This window comes from Nonomuraea sp. NPDC050680 (assembly GCF_040654555.1).
Lineage (GTDB): Bacteria > Actinomycetota > Actinomycetes > Streptosporangiales > Streptosporangiaceae > Nonomuraea.
Genome location: NZ_JBFAIF010000023.1, coordinates 68,226 through 86,727 on the forward strand (window position 1 = coordinate 68,226; position 18,502 = coordinate 86,727).

The following is an 18,502-nucleotide window of genomic DNA, read 5'->3' on the forward strand; positions in this document are numbered from 1 at the left end:
GGCTGACGAAGGATTCCGCCACCGGACTGCATAGTGCTCCTCTCATGTGCGGCCGAGCTTTGCCAATGCCGGCAAGGCGACCGCCAGGGCGGCTCGCTCGTCATCGCTGAGCGCCGCCAGTTCTCGGCTGAGGTGGGCGATCCTGGCCTGGCGTACGGCCCGCAGCCGGACGCGGCCCTCGTCGGTGAGCTCGACCGCTCTGACGCGGGCGTCGGCCGGGTCGGACCCTCTGGCCACCAGCCCCGCCTCTTCCAGGCGGTTGATCTGCACGGACATGGTGGGCAGTTGTACGGCGTGCTCCTCGGCCAGCTCCGTCATCCGGCGCGGGCCGGGCTCCAGGGAGCCGAGAACGGCGTACTGCTGGCTGGTGACCGGCTGGCCCGCCACCGTGCGCCTGAGCAGCAGCACCAGGTGGCGGAGCACGGCGGAGACCTGTTCGGCCAGTTCGGTGGGATCGTCCCTCATGATACTTAGCCTAACTAACTTAGCCTGGCTAATATTCCGGGCATGGAAAAGGCGGCGCCCTCTCGGACGCCGCCTTACCGGACATGCCGCCTTACCGGAAATTACGGGCGTTCGGTCTCCAGGCGGACGGTCTCGTCCACCGTTACGCGCCGCGCGAGCACGGACGGGTCGAGCGGGCGCAGGTACGTCTGCTGCACGCCGGGGACGCGGTCCTCGACCACGAACGTCGCCCTCGTGTACGCCTCCGCGCCGGGCTCCCGCAGGTGGGGCACCACCTTGAAGTCCGCGGTGAGCGCGTCGCGCTCGATCCTCGTCAGCACGTAGCCGCGCTGGTTGTTGTAGAACTTCAGGTGCGGGTTGATGGCCAGGAACGGGTGCGTGGCCGGGTCGGAGTCCGTGCCGTCGCCGCCGGTGGAGATCGAGCTGGCCACCAGTTCGGAGCCCACGCTCGGGCCGGTCGGGTCGTCGTAGTTCAGCTTCAGGTCGCTGGCCCAGTGCGCGTGCACGTCACCGGTCAGCACGACGGGGTTGCGGATCTTGGCGTCGACCCAGCCCTGCGTGATCCGCTGGCGGGAGGCGACGTACCCGTCCCAGGCGTCCATGCTGGTCACCTTGGCCGGGCCGGCGTTGTTGTCACGCTGGGCGAAGAAGACCTGCTGGCCGATGATGTCCCACTGCGCCCGCGACTTGTGGAAGCCGTCGACCAGCCACTCCTCCTGCGCCGCGCCGGTGATGGACCTGCTCGGGTCCACCGCGGCCGGGCAGTCCTTGTAGCCGTCGCCGCAGCCCTGGTCGTCGCGGTACTGGCGGGTGTCGAGCATGTGGAAACTGGCCATCCGGCCCCAGCGCACGCGCCGGTAGAGCTGCATGTCGATGCCGCGCGGGATGGAGGTACGGCGCAGCGGCATGTTCTCGTAGTAGGCCCGGAAGGCGGCCTCGCGGCGCTGCAGGAAGGTCGGCTGGTCCTCGGCGTGCTCCGGGACCTCGTCGGCCCAGTTGTTGTCCACCTCGTGGTCGTCGAAGACGACGAGCCAGGGGGCGGCGGCGTGGGCTGCCTGAAGATCGGGGTCGGCCTTGTACTGGGCGTGGCGCTGGCGGTAGTTGGCCAGCGTGACGGTCTCGGGACCCTCGTGGTCGCGGACGTTTCCGCCGGGGATGTTGTAGGTGTTCTTGGTGTACTCGTACTGGTAGTCGCCCAGGTGCAGGATGAGGTCCGGGTGCTCCTCGGCCAGCCTGCGGTAGGAGGTGAAGTAGCCGTGCTCGTACTGGGCGCAGGAGACGAAGGCCATCGACAGCGCGCCGCCGTACGACAGCGGGTGCGGGGCGGTCCTGGCCCGGCCGACGGGCGAGACGTACGGGCCGACGCGGAAGCGGTACCAGTACTCACGGTCGGAGCCGAGACTGTCAGCCTCGACGTGCACGCTGTGGCCCCATTCGGGGGCTGCCACGGTGACGCCGCTGCGGACCACGCGGCGGCAGCGCTCGTCGGAGTAGATCTGCCACAGCACGGGGAACGGCCGCTGCGGCATACCACCGAAACCGTCCTCGGCCAGCGGCTGCTGGGCCAGCCGGGTCCACAGCACGAAGCCCTCGTGGTCGGGGTCACCGCTCGCGACGCCGAGCGTGAACGGGTCGGTCGTCAGGCCACGCGAGGCCAGGCTCTGGGCGGTCTCGGCGGCGGGGTCCGGCGTGGGGTCGGCGTGGGCGGCGGTGGCCGGGAGAGCCGCGGCGGCACCCGCGGTTAACCCGGCGACGAGGAAGTGCCGGCGATTGAGCTTGGACACGGGGCGCTCCTGGGACGATCAACGGGGAGGGGGCGTCCCGTAGCCTGACTCAGAATCGTGACGCCCGGGTGAACACCACCTAACACGAAAAAGGCGACATCCTTCACGGATATCGCCCTATTCGGAAATTTCCGTCGTCGTGGCGGTGTGCCCGGCGTACTAGATCATTTCATCCCGAGTCGCGCGTGACCTGCGGCGACACGCCGCACAGCGGCCGGTGTCACCAACCGCGCTCGGCGAGCCGGTGCGGCTGGGGGATGTCGTCGACGTTGATGCCGACCATCGCCTCGCCCAGCCCGCGCGAGACCTTGGCGATGACATCGGGGTCGTCGTAGAACGTGGTGGCCTTGACGATGGCGGCGGCGCGCTTGGCCGGGTCGCCCGACTTGAAGATGCCGGAGCCGACGAACACGCCCTCGGCGCCGAGCTGCATCATCATCGCGGCGTCGGCCGGGGTGGCGATGCCGCCCGCGGTGAACAGCACGACGGGCAGCTTGCCGGTGCGGGCCACCTCGGCGACCAGCTCGTAGGGCGCCTGCAGCTCCTTGGCCGCGACGTAGAGCTCGTCCTCGGGCAGCGAGCTGAGCCGCTTGAGCTCGCCGCGGATCGTCCGCATGTGGGTGACCGCGTTGGAGACGTCGCCGGTGCCGGCCTCACCCTTGGAGCGGATCATGGCCGCGCCCTCGGTGATGCGGCGCAGAGCCTCGCCCAGGTTCGTCGCGCCGCACACGAAGGGCACGGTGAACTGCCACTTGTCGATGTGGTTGGCGTAGTCGGCCGGGGTCAGCACCTCGGACTCGTCGACGTAGTCGACGCCCAGGGCCTGCAGCACGCGGGCCTCGGTGAAGTGGCCGATGCGGGCCTTGGCCATGACCGGGATCGACACGGCGGCGATGATGCCGTCGATCATGTCGGGATCGCTCATCCGGGACACGCCGCCCTGTGCGCGGATGTCGGCGGGCACGCGCTCCAGGGCCATCACGGCAACGGCGCCGGCGTCTTCGGCGATCTTCGCCTGCTCGGGGGTGACGACGTCCATGATGACGCCGCCCTTGAGCATCTCGGCCATGCCACGCTTGACGCGCGCGGTGCCGGTGACGGGGGTGTTTTCGGGCGTGCTGGACACGACGGTCTTCCTCACAAAGGCGAACGGTAAGTTATCAAACCCATGGTAGGTCCTGAGGGCCTCTCCCCTGACACGCCACCGTGTCAGTATTTCTCAGCCCTCTTGTACATCTAGGTGCGCATTTCAGGGGATCACGGGCTTGCGGCTGGCGAGCGCGACCCAGACCTGGCCGGGCGCGAAGTTCATCGGCTCGCCACTCTCCGTGGTGAACGTCGTGCCGCTCTCCTCGGACTTCCGCTCCCACTTCGCCTTGTACGCCTTGCCGTCGCGCAGCACCACCGCCGAGCCCTTGCCGACGCTGTGCACCAGGGGCGTGTAGCTCTGGTTCTTGTCGTGGAACTGGGAGCGCTCGGTCTTGGTGTACTGCACGACGATCGTGGGCGCGCCGAGTTGGCCGCCCTCCGCCGCCATGTCCTTCTTGCCGTCCTGCCAGATCAGCCACTTCTTGTCCGTCTCGGACCAGCCGAAGGTGAAGCGCGCGCCGGGCCACTTGACGCTGTAGGACTTCTTGTCGACGCCGCCGTCGGCCGGGGCGTCGCCGAAGGTGAAGCCGATGTCCTTGGCCTTGTCGGCGCCCGGGGCGTGCGACAGCAGCTTCTTGGTGGTGGCGAACAGGTTGTAGGGGGCGAAGCGGCCCGGCTGGCGGAAGAAGGCGCCCGGGTTGCGGGTGTCGCCGACGTCGTACAGCGACGCCTTGGCCATGAACGGCAGCATCAGCGACTGCACGCCCGAGTAGGCGAAGGCGGGCTTGCCGAACTGCGGCACGATGTGCAGGTCGGAGATGCGGGCACTGCGTACGGGCCCCACCTTGGCGGGCAGCTTGGAGGAGAAGACCGCCATCAGACGGGTCAGACCGGCCTCGACCTGCTCGATGTAGACGATGTCCGCGCTCTTGAGCCCGAGCTGGGGCTTGCCGGCGGCGGTGTTCTCGATCTTCACGGCGAGCACCGGCTTGGCGGCGCCCTCCATCGGCAGTCCGGTGAACGGGTGGGTCTTGCCGGGCTCGGCCGCGGGCTCCTCGGTCGGGGACGCCGTGGCCGCCTGCGGCGCCTTGCCCGCTGCGGGCTCGTTCGACGAGCAGGCCGCGACCGGCAGCAGAACCGCCGCTCCGGCCAGCGTCACGGTAATCATCCGAGGTAGCCGCACCTGTGTACTCCTCCGCATGGGCCAAGAAACGGAAGAAGCCTACCGGCGCTCTGCAAATCGGGTCATTCAGTTGCCATAGTCGCGGGCGGATTGTCATCTATTTCGAAGAATTGGGGGTATTCGGTATGTCCGGCCAGGCGAAGAACTCTGGCGAGCCAGCGCCGCTGGGCCGTACGGGTGACACCCACGGCGCTGTTGTAGAAACGACGCGAATAGACGACCTTGGCCACGGCCGCGCCGAGCTCTTCGAGCAGCGCCTGTCCGCCGGGCGACTCCGACAGTTTCTCGGTGAAGCGCTCCTGGTCGACCACGGCACGCAGCGCGCCCGACAGGTCGCTCTCGGCGTGCTCGCGATCGTCCGGCCCGGCCATCCTGGCTTCGTGCGCCGCCGCGGCCAGCACCAGCGAGGTCGCCGGATCGAGCAGCCGGGAGCCGGCCAGCTCCAGCACCACGGCCCGGCGCCGCATGAGCGCGGCGTCGAGCGCCTCGCGGGCCAGCTCAAGCCGGATGTGCAACCGGTCGAGGCGGCCCGCCCGCCAGGAGATGTAGACGGCCGTGAGCACCACGACGAGGCCCGCGATCAGCACGATCATGGTCGAGGTCACAGATCTTCCTCCACGCCGCCCGCGCCGCTGGCCGTCACCGTCTCGTAGACCCGGACCACGTCACGGGCGACCGTCGACCAGTCGTACTTGCCGACCGCGACCAGCGCCTCCTCGGCCAGCTTCGCGCGGCGCTCCGGGGCGTCGAGCAGCGCGGCCGCCTCGCGGGCCAGCGAGGCCGGGTCGCCGTTGGCGAACAGCGCGCCCGCCTGGCCCTCGCCCAGCACCTTGCGGAAGGCGGGGATGTCGCTGGCCAGCACGGTCGCGCCGGAGGCCATGGCCTCGGCCAGCACGATGCCGAAGCTCTCGCCCCGGGTGTTGGGCGCGCAGAACACGTCGACCGAGTGGTAGGCGCGGATCTTGTCGGCCTCGCTGACCATGCCGAGCACGGTGACCCGGTCGTGCAGTTCCTTGGGCACCCGGTCGTAGACGTCCTTGGCATCGCCCGGCCCGGCGATGAGCAGCTTGAGCTTCGGACGTTCGGCGGCCAGCGGCTTGAAGGCGTCCAGCAGGATCGGCAGGCCCTTGCGCTCCTCGTCCATCCGGCCGAGGAAGCCGATCGTGGCACCGTCGGGCCCCCAGCCGTCGAGCGGCTCGGCGTGGGCGTAGCGGCTGACGGTCACGCCGTTGGGGATCAGCACGGTGTCACCGCCGAACTGCTCGACCAGGCTCTTGCGGGCCGCGTCGGAGACCGCGATACGCCCGCTGAGCTTCTCCAGGGCGCTGCGCAGCACCGGCTCGGCCACCGCGATGGCCCGCGAGCGCGTCCAGGAGGCGTGGAAGGTGGCCACGATCGGCCCCTTGGCCGCCCAGCAGGCCAGCACGCCCAGGCTCGGCACCAGCGGCTCGTGGATGTGCAGCACGTCGAAGTGGCCGTCGCGCACCCAGCGCCGCACCCGGGCCGCCGAGATGAAGCCGAACGACATCCTGGCCACCGACCCGTTGTAGGGCACCGGGATGGCCCGGCCCGCGCCCGTCACGTAAGGAGGCAGTTCCTCGTCGTCGGCGGCCGGCGCGATGACCGAGACCTCGTGCTCCTGCGCGATGAGCGCCTGGGCCAGGTCGTCGATGTGCTGTTTGACCCCGCCGGGCATGTCCCAGGAATAGGGACAGACGATGCCCACCTTCATCTCGCCAGGTCCTCCAGCCAGAGCCGCTGCAGCATGTGCCAGTCCTCCGGGTGCTCGGCGATGCCCTTCTCGAAGACGTCCGTCAGCCGCTGCGCCACGATGGCGACCTTGTCCTGTCTGGTGCCCTCCTCGGGCACGGGGATCTCCTCGTGGATGTCGATCCCCCAGTCGTCACCGTGGAAGTAGACGGTGGCGGGCAGCAGCGCCGCGCCCGTCTGGACGGCCAGCAGCGGCGGGCCGGCGGGCACCTTGGTGGCCGAGCCGAAGAAGCGCACCTCGATGCCGCTCTTGGTCAGGTCGCGCTCGGCGGGCAGGCAGACGACGCCGCCCCGGCGTACGCGCGTGGCCAGGGTCCCGAAGTTGTGGCCGTCACCACCCGTGAGCGGCAGCACCTCCATGCCCAGCCCCTCGCGGAAGGCGACGTAGCGGCGGAACAGCGACTCGGGCTTGAGCCGCTCCGCGACGGTCGCGAACGGGTGGCCCACGCCCACCAGCCACGCGCCGGCCTGGTCCCAGTTGCCCATGTGCGGCAGCGCCAGCACCACCCCGCGCCCGGCGGCCACCGTGTCGTGGATGTGCTCGGCGCCGGTCACGTGCGTGCGGCGGACGATGTCCTCGCGGCGCATCGACGGCAGCCGGAACACCTCGTGGAAGTAGCGGAAGTAGGAGCGCATGCCGGCCCTGCTCAGCTCACGCAGCTCGGCGCTGCCGGGATCGAGCCCGGTCACTCTGGCCAGGTTGGACTCCAGGCGGCGCACCGAGGGGCCGCGCCTGCGCCACACCCGGTCGGCCAGCAGCCGGAACGCCCCCGCGGTCGCGCGCTGGGGCAGCAGCGGGACGAGCTTCCAACCGGCCGCGAAACCCGCGGCTACGACCCGATCGGTAACCGACGTCTTCTGGCTCATCGCTCCCTCGTCTGCCGCGTCTGTGAGTGGACGTGGACCACCCGTTGCACCACCGTGACCGCGCCGGCCAGCGCCAGCAGCCACATCCCCGCGGGCAGGACGTACGGCACGCCGAGCCCGGCGAAGAAGGTGGCCACCAGCGCGACGACCAGCCGCTCCGGCCGCTCGGCCAGCCCCACGTCACAGGTGAGCCCGAGGCCCTCCGCCCTGGCCTTGGCGTAGGACACCAGCGTCCCGGCGACCAGGCCGGCCAGCGTCACCGCGGCCATCAGGGCGTCGTCCTTCGAGATGAAGTAAAGAATCAGCCCGGCAAAGATGGCCGAGTCGGCCACCCGGTCCAGGGTGGAGTCGAGGAAGGCCCCCCAGGTGCTGCCGCCCTTGCCGCCGAGCCGGGCCACCAGGCCGTCGAGCAGGTCGAACAGCACGAACACCGTGATCAGCAGGGCGCCCCAGGACAGCTGGCCCAGGGGGAAGAAGAGCAGGGCGCAGACGACGGTGCCGATCGTGCCGATCGCCGTGACGACGTTCGGCCCGATTCCGCGGGCGGCGAGAGCCCTGCCCAGCGGGGTGAGTATCCGGGTCATGGCCGGGCGCAGGAGTTTCAGCATCGCGGTCTGATCGTAGGCCATTTACGAGCCGACGACTTTCTTTGCCCCACCCCCCTTGTGATATTCGCCACAGGGGTATTTGGTGAACACACCGCGTCCATGCGGTTTCTGTCCCCTCGCTCGGGCGCGGCGTTGGCACGTCAACCGACGACGCGGGAGGCGAATGTGGCAGAGAAGAACCCTGGTCATGCCATGGGAGCCGCGGGCAGGGCACCAGCGGCCGACAGGGCGGATGCGATACGCAATGTCGTGCTGGTCGGCCATTCAGGGGCGGGTAAGACAACCCTCGTGGAGCAGCTCCTGGCCGCGACGGGCACCGTTCAGCGGGCCGGCCGGGTGGAGGACGGCAACACGGTCAGCGACTTCGACGAGGTGGAGGTACGGCAGCAGCGCTCGGTGAACCTGTCACTCGCGCCGCTGGTGCACAACAGCATCAAGATCAATCTACTGGACACCCCCGGTTACGCCGACTTCGTGGGCGATCTGCGCGCCGGACTGCGCGCGGCCGACGCCGCCCTCTTCGTCGTGTCGGCCGCGGAGGGCATCGACGGGCTGACCCAGATGCTGTGGGAGGAGTGCAGCCAGGTCGGCATGCCCAGAGCCGTCGTGATCACCAAGATCGACCACCAGCGGGCCGACTTCGACGAGGTCCTCGCCACCTGCCAGGACGTCTTCGGCGACGGCGTGGCCCCCCTCTACCTGCCGGTGATCACCAACGGACACGTCAACGGCCTGATCGGCCTGCTGTCGCAGAAGTTCTACAACTACGCCACGGGCACGCGCACCGAGAAGGACCCGGGCGCCGAGTACGAGTCGCAGATCGAGGAGCACCGCGGCGTCCTGATCGAGGGCATCATCCAGGAGAGCGAAGACGAGTCGCTCATGGAGCGCTACCTGGAGGGCGAGCCGATCGACACCAAGGTCCTCATCGAGGACCTCGAGAAGGCCGTCGCCCGGGGCAGCTTCTTCCCCGTGCTGTGCAGCGGCATCGGCGTGGGCGCCCAAGAGGTGCTCGAACTCATGACGCAGGGCTTCCCCTCCCCGCTCGAACACCCGATGCCGGAGATCACCTCCCTCGACGGCAAGCCCGTCAAGGGCATCACCTGCGACCCCGACGGCCCGCTGGTCGCCGAGGTCGTCAAGACCACCAGCGACCCGTACGTGGGCCGCATCAGCCTGGTACGCATCTTCTCCGGCTCCCTGCGCCCCGACATGACCGTGCACGTGTCAGGGCACGGCCTGGCCGAGCGCGGGCACGAGGACCACGACGTGGACGAGCGCATCGGGACCCTCACCTGCCCGCTGGGCAAGCAGCAGCGCGGCGCGCCGAAGGGGGTGGCGGGCGACATCATCGCGGTGGCCAAGCTCTCCCGGGCCGAGACGGGCGACACGCTGTCGGAGGTGGACAAGCCCCTGCTCATGACGGCGTGGGAGACGCCCGAGCCGCTGCTCCCCGTCGCCATCCAGGCCAAGTCCAAGGCCGACGAGGACAAGCTGTCGCAGGCGCTGGGCCGCCTGGTGGCCGAGGACCCGACGCTCCGGCTGGAGAACAACGCCGAGACCAGGCAGCTCGTGCTCTGGTGCATGGGCGAGGCCCACACCGACGTGCTGCTCGACCGGCTGTCCAAGCGGCACGGCGTCGAGGTCGAACGCATCGACCTGCGGGTGCCGCTGCGCGAGACGTTCGGCGGCAAGTGCCAGGCGATGGGCCGCAACGTCAAGCAGACGGGCGGTCACGGCCAGTTCGCGATCTGCCATCTGGAAGTGGAGCCCCTGCCGTCCGGCGGCGGGTTCGAGTTCGTGGACAAGATCGTCGGCGGTGTGGTGCCCCGGCAGTTCATCCCGTCGGTCGAGAAGGGCGTACGCGCCCAGATGGAGCGGGGCGTCGTCGCCGGCTACCCGATGGTGGACGTGCGCGTCACGCTGTACGACGGCAAGGCCCACTCGGTCGACTCCTCCGACATGGCCTTCCAGATCGCCGGCCAGCTGGCGCTCAAGGAGGCCGCCTCGAAGGTGTCGACGCTGCTGCTGGAGCCGGTCGACGAGCTGTCGGTGCTGGTGGCCGACGACTACGTGGGCTCGGTGATGTCGGATCTGTCGTCGCGGCGCGGACGGGTGCTCGGCACCGAGCCGGTGGGCACCGGACGCACCCTGGTCAAGGCCGAGGTGCCCGAGCTGGAGATCACCCGCTACGCGATCGACCTGCGCTCCATGTCGCACGGCACCGGGACCTTCCAGCGGGCGTTCCTACGTTACGAGCCGCTGCCGACGCACGTGGCGGAGAAGGTCGCCGTCACGGACTGACATCCGGCTCCAGGCCGGGACCAAAGGCCGGATTCAGGCCGGGAGGGACGCCGTCCCTCCCGGCCCATCCATTACTCTGGCCACTCGAACATCACGAAACGATTTCTTTTTTCCGGCCTGCGCACGTCGGAGGCAATGCCAGACTTGGACATCATGCGAACCGGACGCCCTCTCATCGCCGCTGCCGCCCTCGCCACCGTCACCGTCGGCGCCGCCTACCTCTTCGGACCGGGAGCCAAGCAGACACCCGCGGTGACCGCCTCGGCCACGTCCGCGAAGAAGACGGCGGCCACCCTGCGGGACGGGGACGCCTGCACGGCCGACGTCCGCTACCCCAAACGTCAGCTGCGCGGCGTCTGGATCGCCACGGTCAAGAACATCGACTGGCCCTCGCGCACCGGCCTGTCCCTCGCCAAGCAGCAGGCCGAATACCTCCAGATTCTGGACGCGGCGGTCAAACGCCGCTTCAACGCGGTGTTCGTACAGGTGCGGCCGGCCTCCGACGCGCTCTACAAGTCCTCGATCGAGCCGTGGACGCAATATCTGACCGGTACGGCAGGAAAGGACCCGGGCTGGGACCCGCTGCCGTTCCTCATCGCCGAGGCCCACAAGCGCGGCCTGGAGTTCCACGCCTGGTTCAACCCCTATCGCGCCTCCTACGACGGCGACGTGGCCGATCTGCCCGCTGACCATCCGGCACGGCAGCACCCGAACTGGACCGTCAAGTATGACGGGCGCCTCTACTACAACCCCGGTCTGCCGCAGGTCCGCGAGCACGTCACCAAGGTCGTCACCGACGTGACGCGCCGCTATGACATCGACGGCGTGCACTTCGACGACTACTTCTACCCGTACCCGGGCAGCGGCGGCACGTTCAACGACGCGGCCGCCTTTACGAAGTACGGCAAGGGCAAGAACCTGGCCGACTGGCGACGGGGCAACGTCGACAAGCTGATCGCCCAGGTCGACGAGGCCGTCCACGCGACCAAAAAGTACGTCAAGTTCGGCGTCAGCCCGTTCGGCATCTGGCGCAACAAGTCGGACGATCCGACGGGCTCCAAGACCTCCGGCATGTCGGCCTATGACTCGATTTATGCGGATGCGCGGCACTGGATCAAGGCGGGCACGGTCGACTACGTGATGCCGCAGCTCTACTGGTCGCGCGGCTTCAAGGCGGCCGACTACCGGGCCCTGGCGCCCTGGTGGGCCAACGAGGTCAAGGGCACCGGCGTCGACCTCTACATCGGCCAGGCCCTCTACCGGGTGGGCACCAAGGACGACAAAGCGTGGACCAAGGCGGGCGAGCTGTCGGCCCATCTGACGCTCAACCGCGAATACCAGCAGATCGGCGGCGACGTCTACTTCAGCGCCGCGCAGCTGCTCAGCAACCCGCTGGGCGCCATCGACCGCCTGGCCAAGGAGCACTACAGCCGCCCGGCGCTGCTACCGCTCATCAAGGAGCGCGGCGGCGAGGCCCCGGCCAAACCCGCCGCGGTCAAGGCGGCCGGCTCGGTCATCTCGTGGAACGCGAGCCAGGGCGCCCGCTCGTACGCGGTCTACGAGGTCCCGAAGTCGGGTCAGGACTGCCAGGCCGTGGACGCCCGCAACCTGGTGGCCGTGGTCACCACACCCACGTTCACCACCAGCGCACCGGGCACCTACCTGGTGACCTCCCTCGACCGCCTGCAGAACGAGAGCAAGCCCACCAAGGTGACGGTCGCCCCGGCCTGAGGGCCTGGAGCTGAACGGTCTCGCCACCCATGGCGAGGTGAGACGATGCTGCGGACGGTAGCCGTAGATCGTAGGGGGACATTCCCGTGAGGCGCGTGCTGGTCGTGTTGGCGGTTCTCCTGTTCGTCGGGGGGTTCGCCCAGGCAGGGCAGGCCGAGGACGGCGGTGGGCGGGTGGCGCTCATCGGTGTGCCGGGGCTCCACTGGAACGACATCACCCCGAACGACACGCCCAATCTGTGGCGGCTCGCGGGTGCCAGTGCGATCGGATCGCTGTCCGTACGCACTGTGGGCAGCCTGACCTGCCCCTACGACGGGTGGCTCACCGTGTCGGCGGGCACCAGGTCGGCCTCCGGCTACAGCTGCGGCGAGCCGCCGGCGCCGCAGGCGAGCGGCCAGGGCGCCGTCATCCCCGACTACCGCTACCTCATCGACGTGGCGGGCCAGCGCAACGCGGGCACGCTCGGCGAGGCGCTGAAGGCCGCGGGCCAGTGCTCGGTCGCGGTCGGCCCCGGCGCCGCGCTGGCGCTGGCCGACCGGAGCGGCGCGGTGTCCCGCTACCTCGCCTCCCCCGACCAGGTCACGGCAGCCGACCTGACGCAGTGCCGGATGGTGGCGGCCGAGGTCGACGACCTCATCCGCCCCTACCTGTCCACCGGCAAGCTGCCCCGCGTACCCGAGCAGCTCAGCGCCCCCGAGCGCCGGGCCGCGCTGCGGCAGGCCGACGCGAAGGCGGGCGCGCTGCTGACGGCCCTGCCCGCCGACGCGACCGTCATCCTGGCCGGCCTGTCCGACCACGGCTCCGTGCCGCACCTGCGGGTCGCGATGCTGCGCCAGCCGGACGCGCAGGGTCACCTGCTCGGCGCCGCCTCCACGCACCGCGACGACATCTCGATCCTGCCCGACCTGACCGCCACCGCGCTGACCACGGCCGGCGTACCGGTGCCCGACACGGTCGTGGGCGTTCCGCTCCAGGTGAGCGCGCAGAGCGCGACGATCGACCGGCTGCGCCGCGCCGACGCCACCGCGCAGACGATCCGCTCGATCAAGGGCATCTACTTCACGGTCGTCGCCGTGCTGCAGGTCCTGTTCTACCTGATCGCGTTCCTGCTGCTGCGCCGCCGCAAGGGCCTGCCCGGGGTCCGCCTGGCGGCGGTCGCCCTGGCCGCGCTGCCCGTCTCCAGCTACCTGGTCAACCTGCTGCCATGGTCCACTCTGCCGGGCCTGGTCGGCGGCGCGCTCGGCTGGACGGCGGCCATCACGCTCCTGGCCTGTGCGGGGCCGTGGCGGCGCAGCCCGCTCGGCCCGCTCACGGTCGTGGCGGGCATCACCGCGCTCACGCTCGCCGGCGACCTGCTGACCGGCACGACCCTGCAGCTCAACAGCATCATGGGCTACAGCGCCGAGGTGGGCGCCCGCTACTACGGCCTGGGCAACATCCCGTTCGCGCTGCTGGCCACCGGCACGCTGCTGGCCACCACGACCATCGCCCACCGCTTCCCGGGCAAGGTGGGCGTGGCGGCGGTGGCGGTGCTGGGGGCGTTCGCGATGGTGCTCGGCGGCTCGGGCATGGGCAGCGACTTCGGCGGCGTGATCGCGTTCGTCCCGGGGATCGCGGTGACCGCGCTGCTCGTGGCGGGCAAGCGGGTGTCGATCGTGAAGCTGGGCGCGTTCTGCGTGGCGGGGGCGGTGATCGTGATGACGTTCGCGGTCATCAACTACCTGCAACCGCCGGACAAGCAGACCCACCTGGGCCGCTTCGTCGGCCAGGTGCTCAGCGGCGAGGCGCTCGAGGTCATCCTGCGCAAGCTCAGCGCCATGCTGGCCACGCTGCTCAGCCCCAACCTGATGCCGATCGTGATCGCCGCCGGCGCGTTCCTCGTCTATGCGATCCTGCGGCCCGAGAAGGCCTCGGCCGGAGTGGTGCCCGCCGCCTTCGCCCACTCCCCCGCGCTGCGCGCCGGGCTGATCGGCACGCTCGTGAGCGGCGTCCTCGGGATGCTGGTCAACGACTCCGGCGCGGCCGTGCTGTCGATGGCCCTGGCCCTGGCGATCCCGCTGCTGCTGTCCGTGGGCATCTCCACGCTGCCGCGGCCGTCAGTCCCAAGCGTCGGCGAGCAGCTCGCGCGTGTCACGAAGTAGCTGCGGCAACACCTTGGTCTGCGCGACGACCGGCATGAAGTTGGTGTCGCCGCCCCACCTCGGCACCACATGCTGGTGCAGGTGGGCGGCGATGCCCGCCCCCGCCACCTGACCGAGGTTCATGCCGACGTTGAATCCCTGAGCCCCACTCGCCTTGCGCAACGCGCGCACCGCCCGCTGGGTGAACTCCGCCAGCTCCACCAGTTCGGCACCATCAAGCAGGTCATAGTCGGGTACGTGCCGATAAGGCACGATCATGAGATGACCGGAGTTGTAGGGGTAAAGGTTGAGAACCGCGTACACGACCTCCCCCCTGGCCACGATCAGCCCCTCCTCGTCGCTCATCTTGGGGATGGCGTCGAACGGACACCCGTCGTCGGCGCCCGTCCCGGTCGGCTTACCCTCGCCCTTGATGTAGGCCATCCGATGCGGGGTCCACAGACGCTGGAAGTTGTCTGGCTCCCCGGCCCCTGCCTGATCGTGCATATCTAGCAGCATAGGGCCCCAGGTCTTGGGACAAACGGCACGGGCTTCCGGGACAATCCTCAAGACCGCCCAGAGGAGAACGCGATGACCGACGCATTAGGCGACGACACCACCAACCCGGGCACCACGGGAACGAGCAGCACGGGATACGAACCCCCGGCCTACCTCGCCACAGGACATGGCGATACCGGCACCGGCACCGGTGCCGGCACCACAGAACGGGGCCCTGACCCGTACGGTGGCGGCTCGCTCCGCTCCATCGGCCCTAGCTCCAGCGCCTCCAGCGCCTCCAGTGTCGACGCGGACTCCGGCTCCGGCTGGAGTCCCGGGGTGAGCTCCAGCTCCGGTTCCGGCTTGGGACCCGGCTCCGGCTCGGATTCCGGCTCTGGCTCGGGCTCCTATTCCGGCGCCGGCCTGGAGTCCGGCGACGTTGGAGTCCGCTCTATCGGGCCCAACGCCAGTTTGAACTCCGGTTCCAGCTCCAGCTCGGATGCCGGCTCCGGCTTTGGCTCCCACTCCGGCTCCAGCCTGGACTCCGGCGACGTTGGAGTCCGCGCCGTCGGCTCCGTCTCTGGTGACGGCGGGCTCCGTGGCACCGGGGCCGACTCCAGCGGCGGCAGCGCCCGGAACATCGGCAGTGACCCCAGCGGCGTCGGATCCCGCAGAAGCGGGACCGGTTCCAGCCGCGCCGGAGTCCGCGGCATCGCCCCCGCAACCCCGGAACCCAGCCCGGACGGCCCTGGTTTCTCTGACCCCGGTTTCCCTGGCCCTGGCGTCTCCGAACCTGGCCCCTCCGGACCTGGTACCGCCGAACTTCGCCACACCAGTCCCGGACCCGCCAGTCTTGGACCCGCCAATTCAGGACCCACCGGGCTCGGACCCGCCAATCCTGGATCCACCGGGCTCGGACCCGCCAATCCTGGATCCACCGGGCTCGGACCCGCCAATCCTGGATCCGCCGGGCTTGGATCCGCCACGGCTCCAGCTGCCGCCTCTCCGTACGGCGCCTTGCCGTACGGAGAGGCGGCCGCACCGGCGTTCTCTGGGGACCAGCCGACGGCCACCGCGGCCGTGGTGAAGGGGCGGATCAAGGTCGCCGACGAGGTGGTGGAGAAGGTGGCCTATATCGCGACACTGGAGGTGCCAGGCGTCGCGGACATGGGCGGCGACCTCGCCCGGGGCTTCGAGTCGGTCCGCGACCACACCGGCATCGGCGCCGGGCGCGGCCACCAGGGCGTGAGCGCCGATATCCAGGACCGCCAGGTGGCGGTGAGCCTGACGATCGTGGTCGAGTACGGCCACGTGGTGATGGAGGTCGCCGCCGCCGTCAAGACCAATGTGGCCCGCAGCGTCAGCCGCATGCTCGGCCTGCGTGTGACCGAGGTGAACGTGACAGTCGACGACGTCCGCCTCCCCGGCGACCCCAAACCCACCGGAGAACCCCCGGAACCAGACCCCTTCTGACCAGAACCGAAAGGGACCAGGGCATCGGCTCAACAGGCGACCGTCCCCCGGGATCGGAGCATTGGCCGGAAGTCCGACGGCACGTACCGCCAGGAGGTGGATCAGGCCACCGCGTCGGCCAGGCGGTCGATCTGGTCCGGGTCGGAGGCCCAGCAGTAGAGCATCACCTCGTCGGCGCCGATGCCGGTGAACGCCGTGACCGCGTCCCGGACCGCGGCGGGCGTGGTGAGCAGCCCGGCCAGCATGTGCTCGGGGCGCCCGGTGAAGGCGTAGTAGTCGCCCATCTCCTGTCTGGCTTCCGCCAGCACCGTCTCCGGACCGAGCGCGACGTTGACCTGGGCCACCAGGCGCGGACGGCCCTCACGGCCGGCGAGCTCCCATCGCGGCTCCACGTCGCGGAAGGCCGTGTCCATCCACTGAGGCCCGAGCCCGGCGCCCAGGAAGCCGTCACCCCATCGGGCGACACGCTCGAACACCGCCGCCACGAAGCCGCCGAACGGGCGCGATCAGTACCTCGGTCTGGAGGCGGACGCGCGAGGTGGCAGCGGGGGGCTGTGGGGGGTGCACGCGCGAAGGGGTACGGCGGACTTCCGCCGTACCCCTTCCACCATGCTGGAAAGTCAGACCTGGACGCGACGCTCCACAGCGTTGACGATCTCGGCGATCGCCTCCTCCACGGGCACGCCGTTCTTCTGCTCGCCATTGCGGTAGCGGAACGAGACCGCCCCGTTGGCGATGTCGTCGTCACCGGCCAGCAGCATGAACGGGACCTTGGACTTCTGGGCGTTGCGGATCTTCTTCTGCATCCGGTCGTCGGCCGTGTCGACCTCGACCCTGATCCCGCGCTCGCGCAGCTTCTTGGCCACGTCCTGCAGGTAGGGGATGTGCGCGTCGGCGATCGGGATGCCGGCGACCTGCACGGGGGCCAGCCACGGAGGGAAGGCGCCCGCGTAGTGCTCGACCATCACGCCGAAGAAGCGCTCGATCGACCCGAAGAGCGCCCGGTGGATCATGACGGGCTGCTTGCGGGTGCCGTCGGCCGCCTGGTATTCGAGCTCGAACAGCTCGGGCAGGTTGAAGTCGAGCTGGATCGTCGACATCTGCCAGGTGCGGCCGATCGCGTCACGTACCTGCACGGAGATCTTCGGCCCGTAGAAGGCGGCGCCGCCCGGGTCGAGCACCAGCTCCAGATGCTCGGACTCGGCGACCTCGCGCAGCGTCTGGGTCGCCTCCTCCCACGCGTCGTCGGAGCCGACGAACTTCTCCGGGTCCTTGGTGGACAGCTCCAGGTAGAAGTCGTCGAGCCCGTAGTCGCGCAGCAGGTCGAGGATGAAGCGCAGCAGCGAGGCCAGCTCGTCGCGCATCTCCTCGCGGGTGCAGTAGATGTGGGCGTCGTCCTGCGTCAAGCCGCGCACCCGGGTCAGGCCGTGGACGACCCCCGACTTCTCGTAGCGGTAGACGGTGCCGAACTCGAACAGTCGCAGCGGCAGCTCACGGTAGGAGCGCCCGCGCGCCCGGAAGATCAGGTTGTGCATCGGGCAGTTCATCGGCTTGAGGTAGTAGCGCGCGCCCTCGAGCTCCATGGGCGGGAACATCCCGTCGCGATACCAGTCGAGGTGCCCCGAGACCTGGTACAGCTTCTCCTTGGTGATGTGCGGCGTGTTGACGAACTCGTAGCCCGCCTCCTCGTGCTTGCGCCGCGAGTAGTCCTCCATCACCCGGCGGATCACGCCGCCCTTGGGGTGGAAGACCGCCAGCCCGGAGCCCAGCTCGTCGGGGAAGGAGAACAGGTCGAGCTCGGCGCCCAGCTTGCGGTGGTCGCGCTTCTCGGCCTCCTCCAGCATCTTGAGGTAGTCGTCCTGCTTGTCGCGCGACTCCCACGCGGTGCCGTAGATGCGCTGGAGCTGCGGGTTCTTCTCGCTGCCCCGCCAGTAGGCGCCGCCGGAGCGCATGAGCTTGAAGGCCGTGATGGACCTGGTGGAGGGCACGTGCGGGCCGCGGCAGAGGTCCTTCCAGCACAGCTCGCCGGTCTTCGGGTCGAGGTTGTCGTAGATGGTCAGCTGGCCCGCGCCGACCTCGACGCTCTCCTCCTCGAGTGAGCCGCCCTTGAGCCCGATGAGCTCGAGTTTGTACGGCTCCCCGGCCAGCTCCTCGCGGGCCTCGTCGTCGGAGACGGCCCGGCGGGAGAACAGCTGCCCCTGCTTGACGATCTCGCGCATGCGCTTCTCCACGCGCTTGAGATCGTCGGGGTGGAACGCCTGCTCGACGTCGAAGTCGTAGTAGAAGCCGTTGTCGACGGGCGGCCCGATGCCCAGCTTGGCCCCCGGGAACAGCTCCTGCACCGCCTGCGCCATGACGTGGGCGGTGGAGTGGCGGACGATGGCCCGGCCCTCGTCGCTGGAGACCTCGATCGGCTCGACGACGTCGCCCTCGGCGACCTCGTGGAACAGGTCACGGGCCTCGCCGTTGACCCTGGCGGCGATGACGGTGCGGCCGTCCGCCTCCAGCGCGTCACCGGCCGTCGTGCCGGCCGCGACCACACGCTCGGCTCCGGCGAGGGTGATGCGTAGCTCGGCTGACACGGTGACTCCCTTGGATAGCACTGTTGGT

At 69.7% G+C, this 18,502-nt stretch carries 15 protein-coding genes; 4 read left to right on the plus strand and 11 right to left on the minus strand.

The window, feature by feature from the left end; all coding sequences use genetic code 11:
• Window positions 1-42 precede the first annotated feature (42 nt).
• From AB0H88_RS43830 to pgsA, 8 genes are all read right to left on the minus strand, one after another.
• Window positions 43-465, minus strand: coding sequence for a MarR family transcriptional regulator (locus AB0H88_RS43830; protein WP_225298175.1), 423 nt, complete (start codon window positions 463-465; stop codon window positions 43-45).
• 101 nt (window positions 466-566) lie between these two features.
• Window positions 567-2,249 (minus strand): alkaline phosphatase D family protein, encoded by a 1,683-nt coding sequence (locus AB0H88_RS43835; RefSeq protein ID WP_357654751.1) that lies wholly within the window; start codon window positions 2,247-2,249, stop codon window positions 567-569.
• Window positions 2,250-2,469: 220 nt separating this feature from the next.
• A complete protein-coding gene (gene pdxS / locus AB0H88_RS43840) occupies window positions 2,470-3,390 on the minus strand; it encodes a pyridoxal 5'-phosphate synthase lyase subunit PdxS (RefSeq protein WP_357654753.1) in 921 nt (306 codons plus the stop codon).
• A 108-nt stretch (window positions 3,391-3,498) separates the two neighbouring features.
• On the minus strand, window positions 3,499-4,506 hold the full coding sequence (locus tag AB0H88_RS43845) for a DUF3048 domain-containing protein (protein ID WP_357654754.1): 1,008 nt from the start codon (window positions 4,504-4,506) through the stop codon (window positions 3,499-3,501).
• Window positions 4,507-4,583: 77 nt separating this feature from the next.
• A complete protein-coding gene (locus AB0H88_RS43850) occupies window positions 4,584-5,126 on the minus strand; it encodes a hypothetical protein (RefSeq protein WP_357654756.1) in 543 nt (180 codons plus the stop codon).
• On the minus strand, window positions 5,123-6,253 hold the full coding sequence (locus AB0H88_RS43855; RefSeq protein WP_357654758.1) for a glycosyltransferase family 4 protein: 1,131 nt from the start codon (window positions 6,251-6,253) through the stop codon (window positions 5,123-5,125). The genes AB0H88_RS43850 and AB0H88_RS43855 overlap by 4 nt, the downstream gene beginning before the upstream one ends.
• Window positions 6,250-7,158: a phosphatidylinositol mannoside acyltransferase gene (locus AB0H88_RS43860; RefSeq protein ID WP_357654760.1), complete on the minus strand. Its 909-nt coding sequence runs from the start codon at window positions 7,156-7,158 to the stop codon at window positions 6,250-6,252. Before AB0H88_RS43860 ends, AB0H88_RS43855 begins: the two co-directional genes overlap by 4 nt.
• Entirely contained in the window at window positions 7,155-7,766 is a 612-nt protein-coding gene (pgsA, locus tag AB0H88_RS43865) for a phosphatidylinositol phosphate synthase (protein WP_357654761.1), read from the minus strand. Before pgsA ends, AB0H88_RS43860 begins: the two co-directional genes overlap by 4 nt.
• 165 nt (window positions 7,767-7,931) lie before the next feature.
• Between pgsA and AB0H88_RS43870 the strand changes: the two genes are divergently transcribed.
• The 3 genes from AB0H88_RS43870 to AB0H88_RS43880 all read left to right on the plus strand — a co-directional run bounded on the left by AB0H88_RS43870 (window position 7,932) and on the right by AB0H88_RS43880 (window position 13,942).
• Complete coding sequence (locus tag AB0H88_RS43870) at window positions 7,932-10,070, plus strand: elongation factor G-like protein EF-G2 (RefSeq protein ID WP_357654762.1); 2,139 nt, start codon at window positions 7,932-7,934, stop codon at window positions 10,068-10,070.
• Between the two features lie 153 nt (window positions 10,071-10,223).
• Window positions 10,224-11,801, plus strand: a complete 1,578-nt coding sequence (locus AB0H88_RS43875) for a family 10 glycosylhydrolase (protein WP_357654764.1) — start codon at window positions 10,224-10,226, stop codon at window positions 11,799-11,801.
• Between the two features lie 95 nt (window positions 11,802-11,896).
• Entirely contained in the window at window positions 11,897-13,942 is a 2,046-nt protein-coding gene (locus tag AB0H88_RS43880; RefSeq protein WP_357654765.1) for a hypothetical protein, read from the plus strand.
• Here AB0H88_RS43880 and AB0H88_RS43885 read toward each other — a convergent pair.
• Window positions 13,898-14,428 carry an HIT domain-containing protein gene (locus tag AB0H88_RS43885; protein WP_357654767.1) on the minus strand — a complete coding sequence of 177 codons (531 nt, stop codon included), beginning with the start codon at window positions 14,426-14,428 and terminating at the stop codon, window positions 13,898-13,900. The two genes, AB0H88_RS43880 and AB0H88_RS43885, sit on opposite strands and share 45 nt — an antisense overlap.
• A gap of 1,008 nt (window positions 14,429-15,436) precedes the next feature.
• Between AB0H88_RS43885 and AB0H88_RS43890 the strand changes: the two genes are divergently transcribed.
• Window positions 15,437-15,892 (plus strand): Asp23/Gls24 family envelope stress response protein, encoded by a 456-nt coding sequence (locus AB0H88_RS43890; RefSeq protein WP_357654768.1) that lies wholly within the window; start codon window positions 15,437-15,439, stop codon window positions 15,890-15,892.
• 101 nt (window positions 15,893-15,993) lie between these two features.
• Here AB0H88_RS43890 and AB0H88_RS43895 read toward each other — a convergent pair whose 3' ends face one another.
• Window positions 15,994-16,368 (minus strand): hypothetical protein, encoded by a 375-nt coding sequence (locus AB0H88_RS43895; protein ID WP_357654770.1) that lies wholly within the window; start codon window positions 16,366-16,368, stop codon window positions 15,994-15,996.
• Between the two features lie 144 nt (window positions 16,369-16,512).
• Entirely contained in the window at window positions 16,513-18,495 is a 1,983-nt protein-coding gene (gene thrS / locus AB0H88_RS43900) for a threonine--tRNA ligase (RefSeq protein WP_357654772.1), read from the minus strand.
• Between the last annotated feature and the right edge of the window lie 7 nt (window positions 18,496-18,502).

What these genes read in the sequence shown, in the direction of transcription:
- pgsA (WP_357654761.1), bottom strand. Translation starts at nt 7,766, where the DNA reads ATGCTGAAACTCCTGCGCCCGGCCATGACCCGGATACTCACCCCGCTG.
- AB0H88_RS43885 (WP_357654767.1), bottom strand. Translation starts at nt 14,428, where the DNA reads ATGCACGATCAGGCAGGGGCCGGGGAGCCAGACAACTTCCAGCGTCTG.
- AB0H88_RS43875 (WP_357654764.1), top strand. Translation starts at nt 10,224, where the DNA reads ATGCGAACCGGACGCCCTCTCATCGCCGCTGCCGCCCTCGCCACCGTC.
- AB0H88_RS43860 (WP_357654760.1), bottom strand. Translation starts at nt 7,158, where the DNA reads ATGAGCCAGAAGACGTCGGTTACCGATCGGGTCGTAGCCGCGGGTTTC.
- AB0H88_RS43845 (WP_357654754.1), bottom strand. Translation starts at nt 4,506, where the DNA reads ATGATTACCGTGACGCTGGCCGGAGCGGCGGTTCTGCTGCCGGTCGCG.
- AB0H88_RS43830 (WP_225298175.1), bottom strand. Translation starts at nt 465, where the DNA reads ATGAGGGACGATCCCACCGAACTGGCCGAACAGGTCTCCGCCGTGCTC.
- AB0H88_RS43855 (WP_357654758.1), bottom strand. Translation starts at nt 6,253, where the DNA reads ATGAAGGTGGGCATCGTCTGTCCCTATTCCTGGGACATGCCCGGCGGG.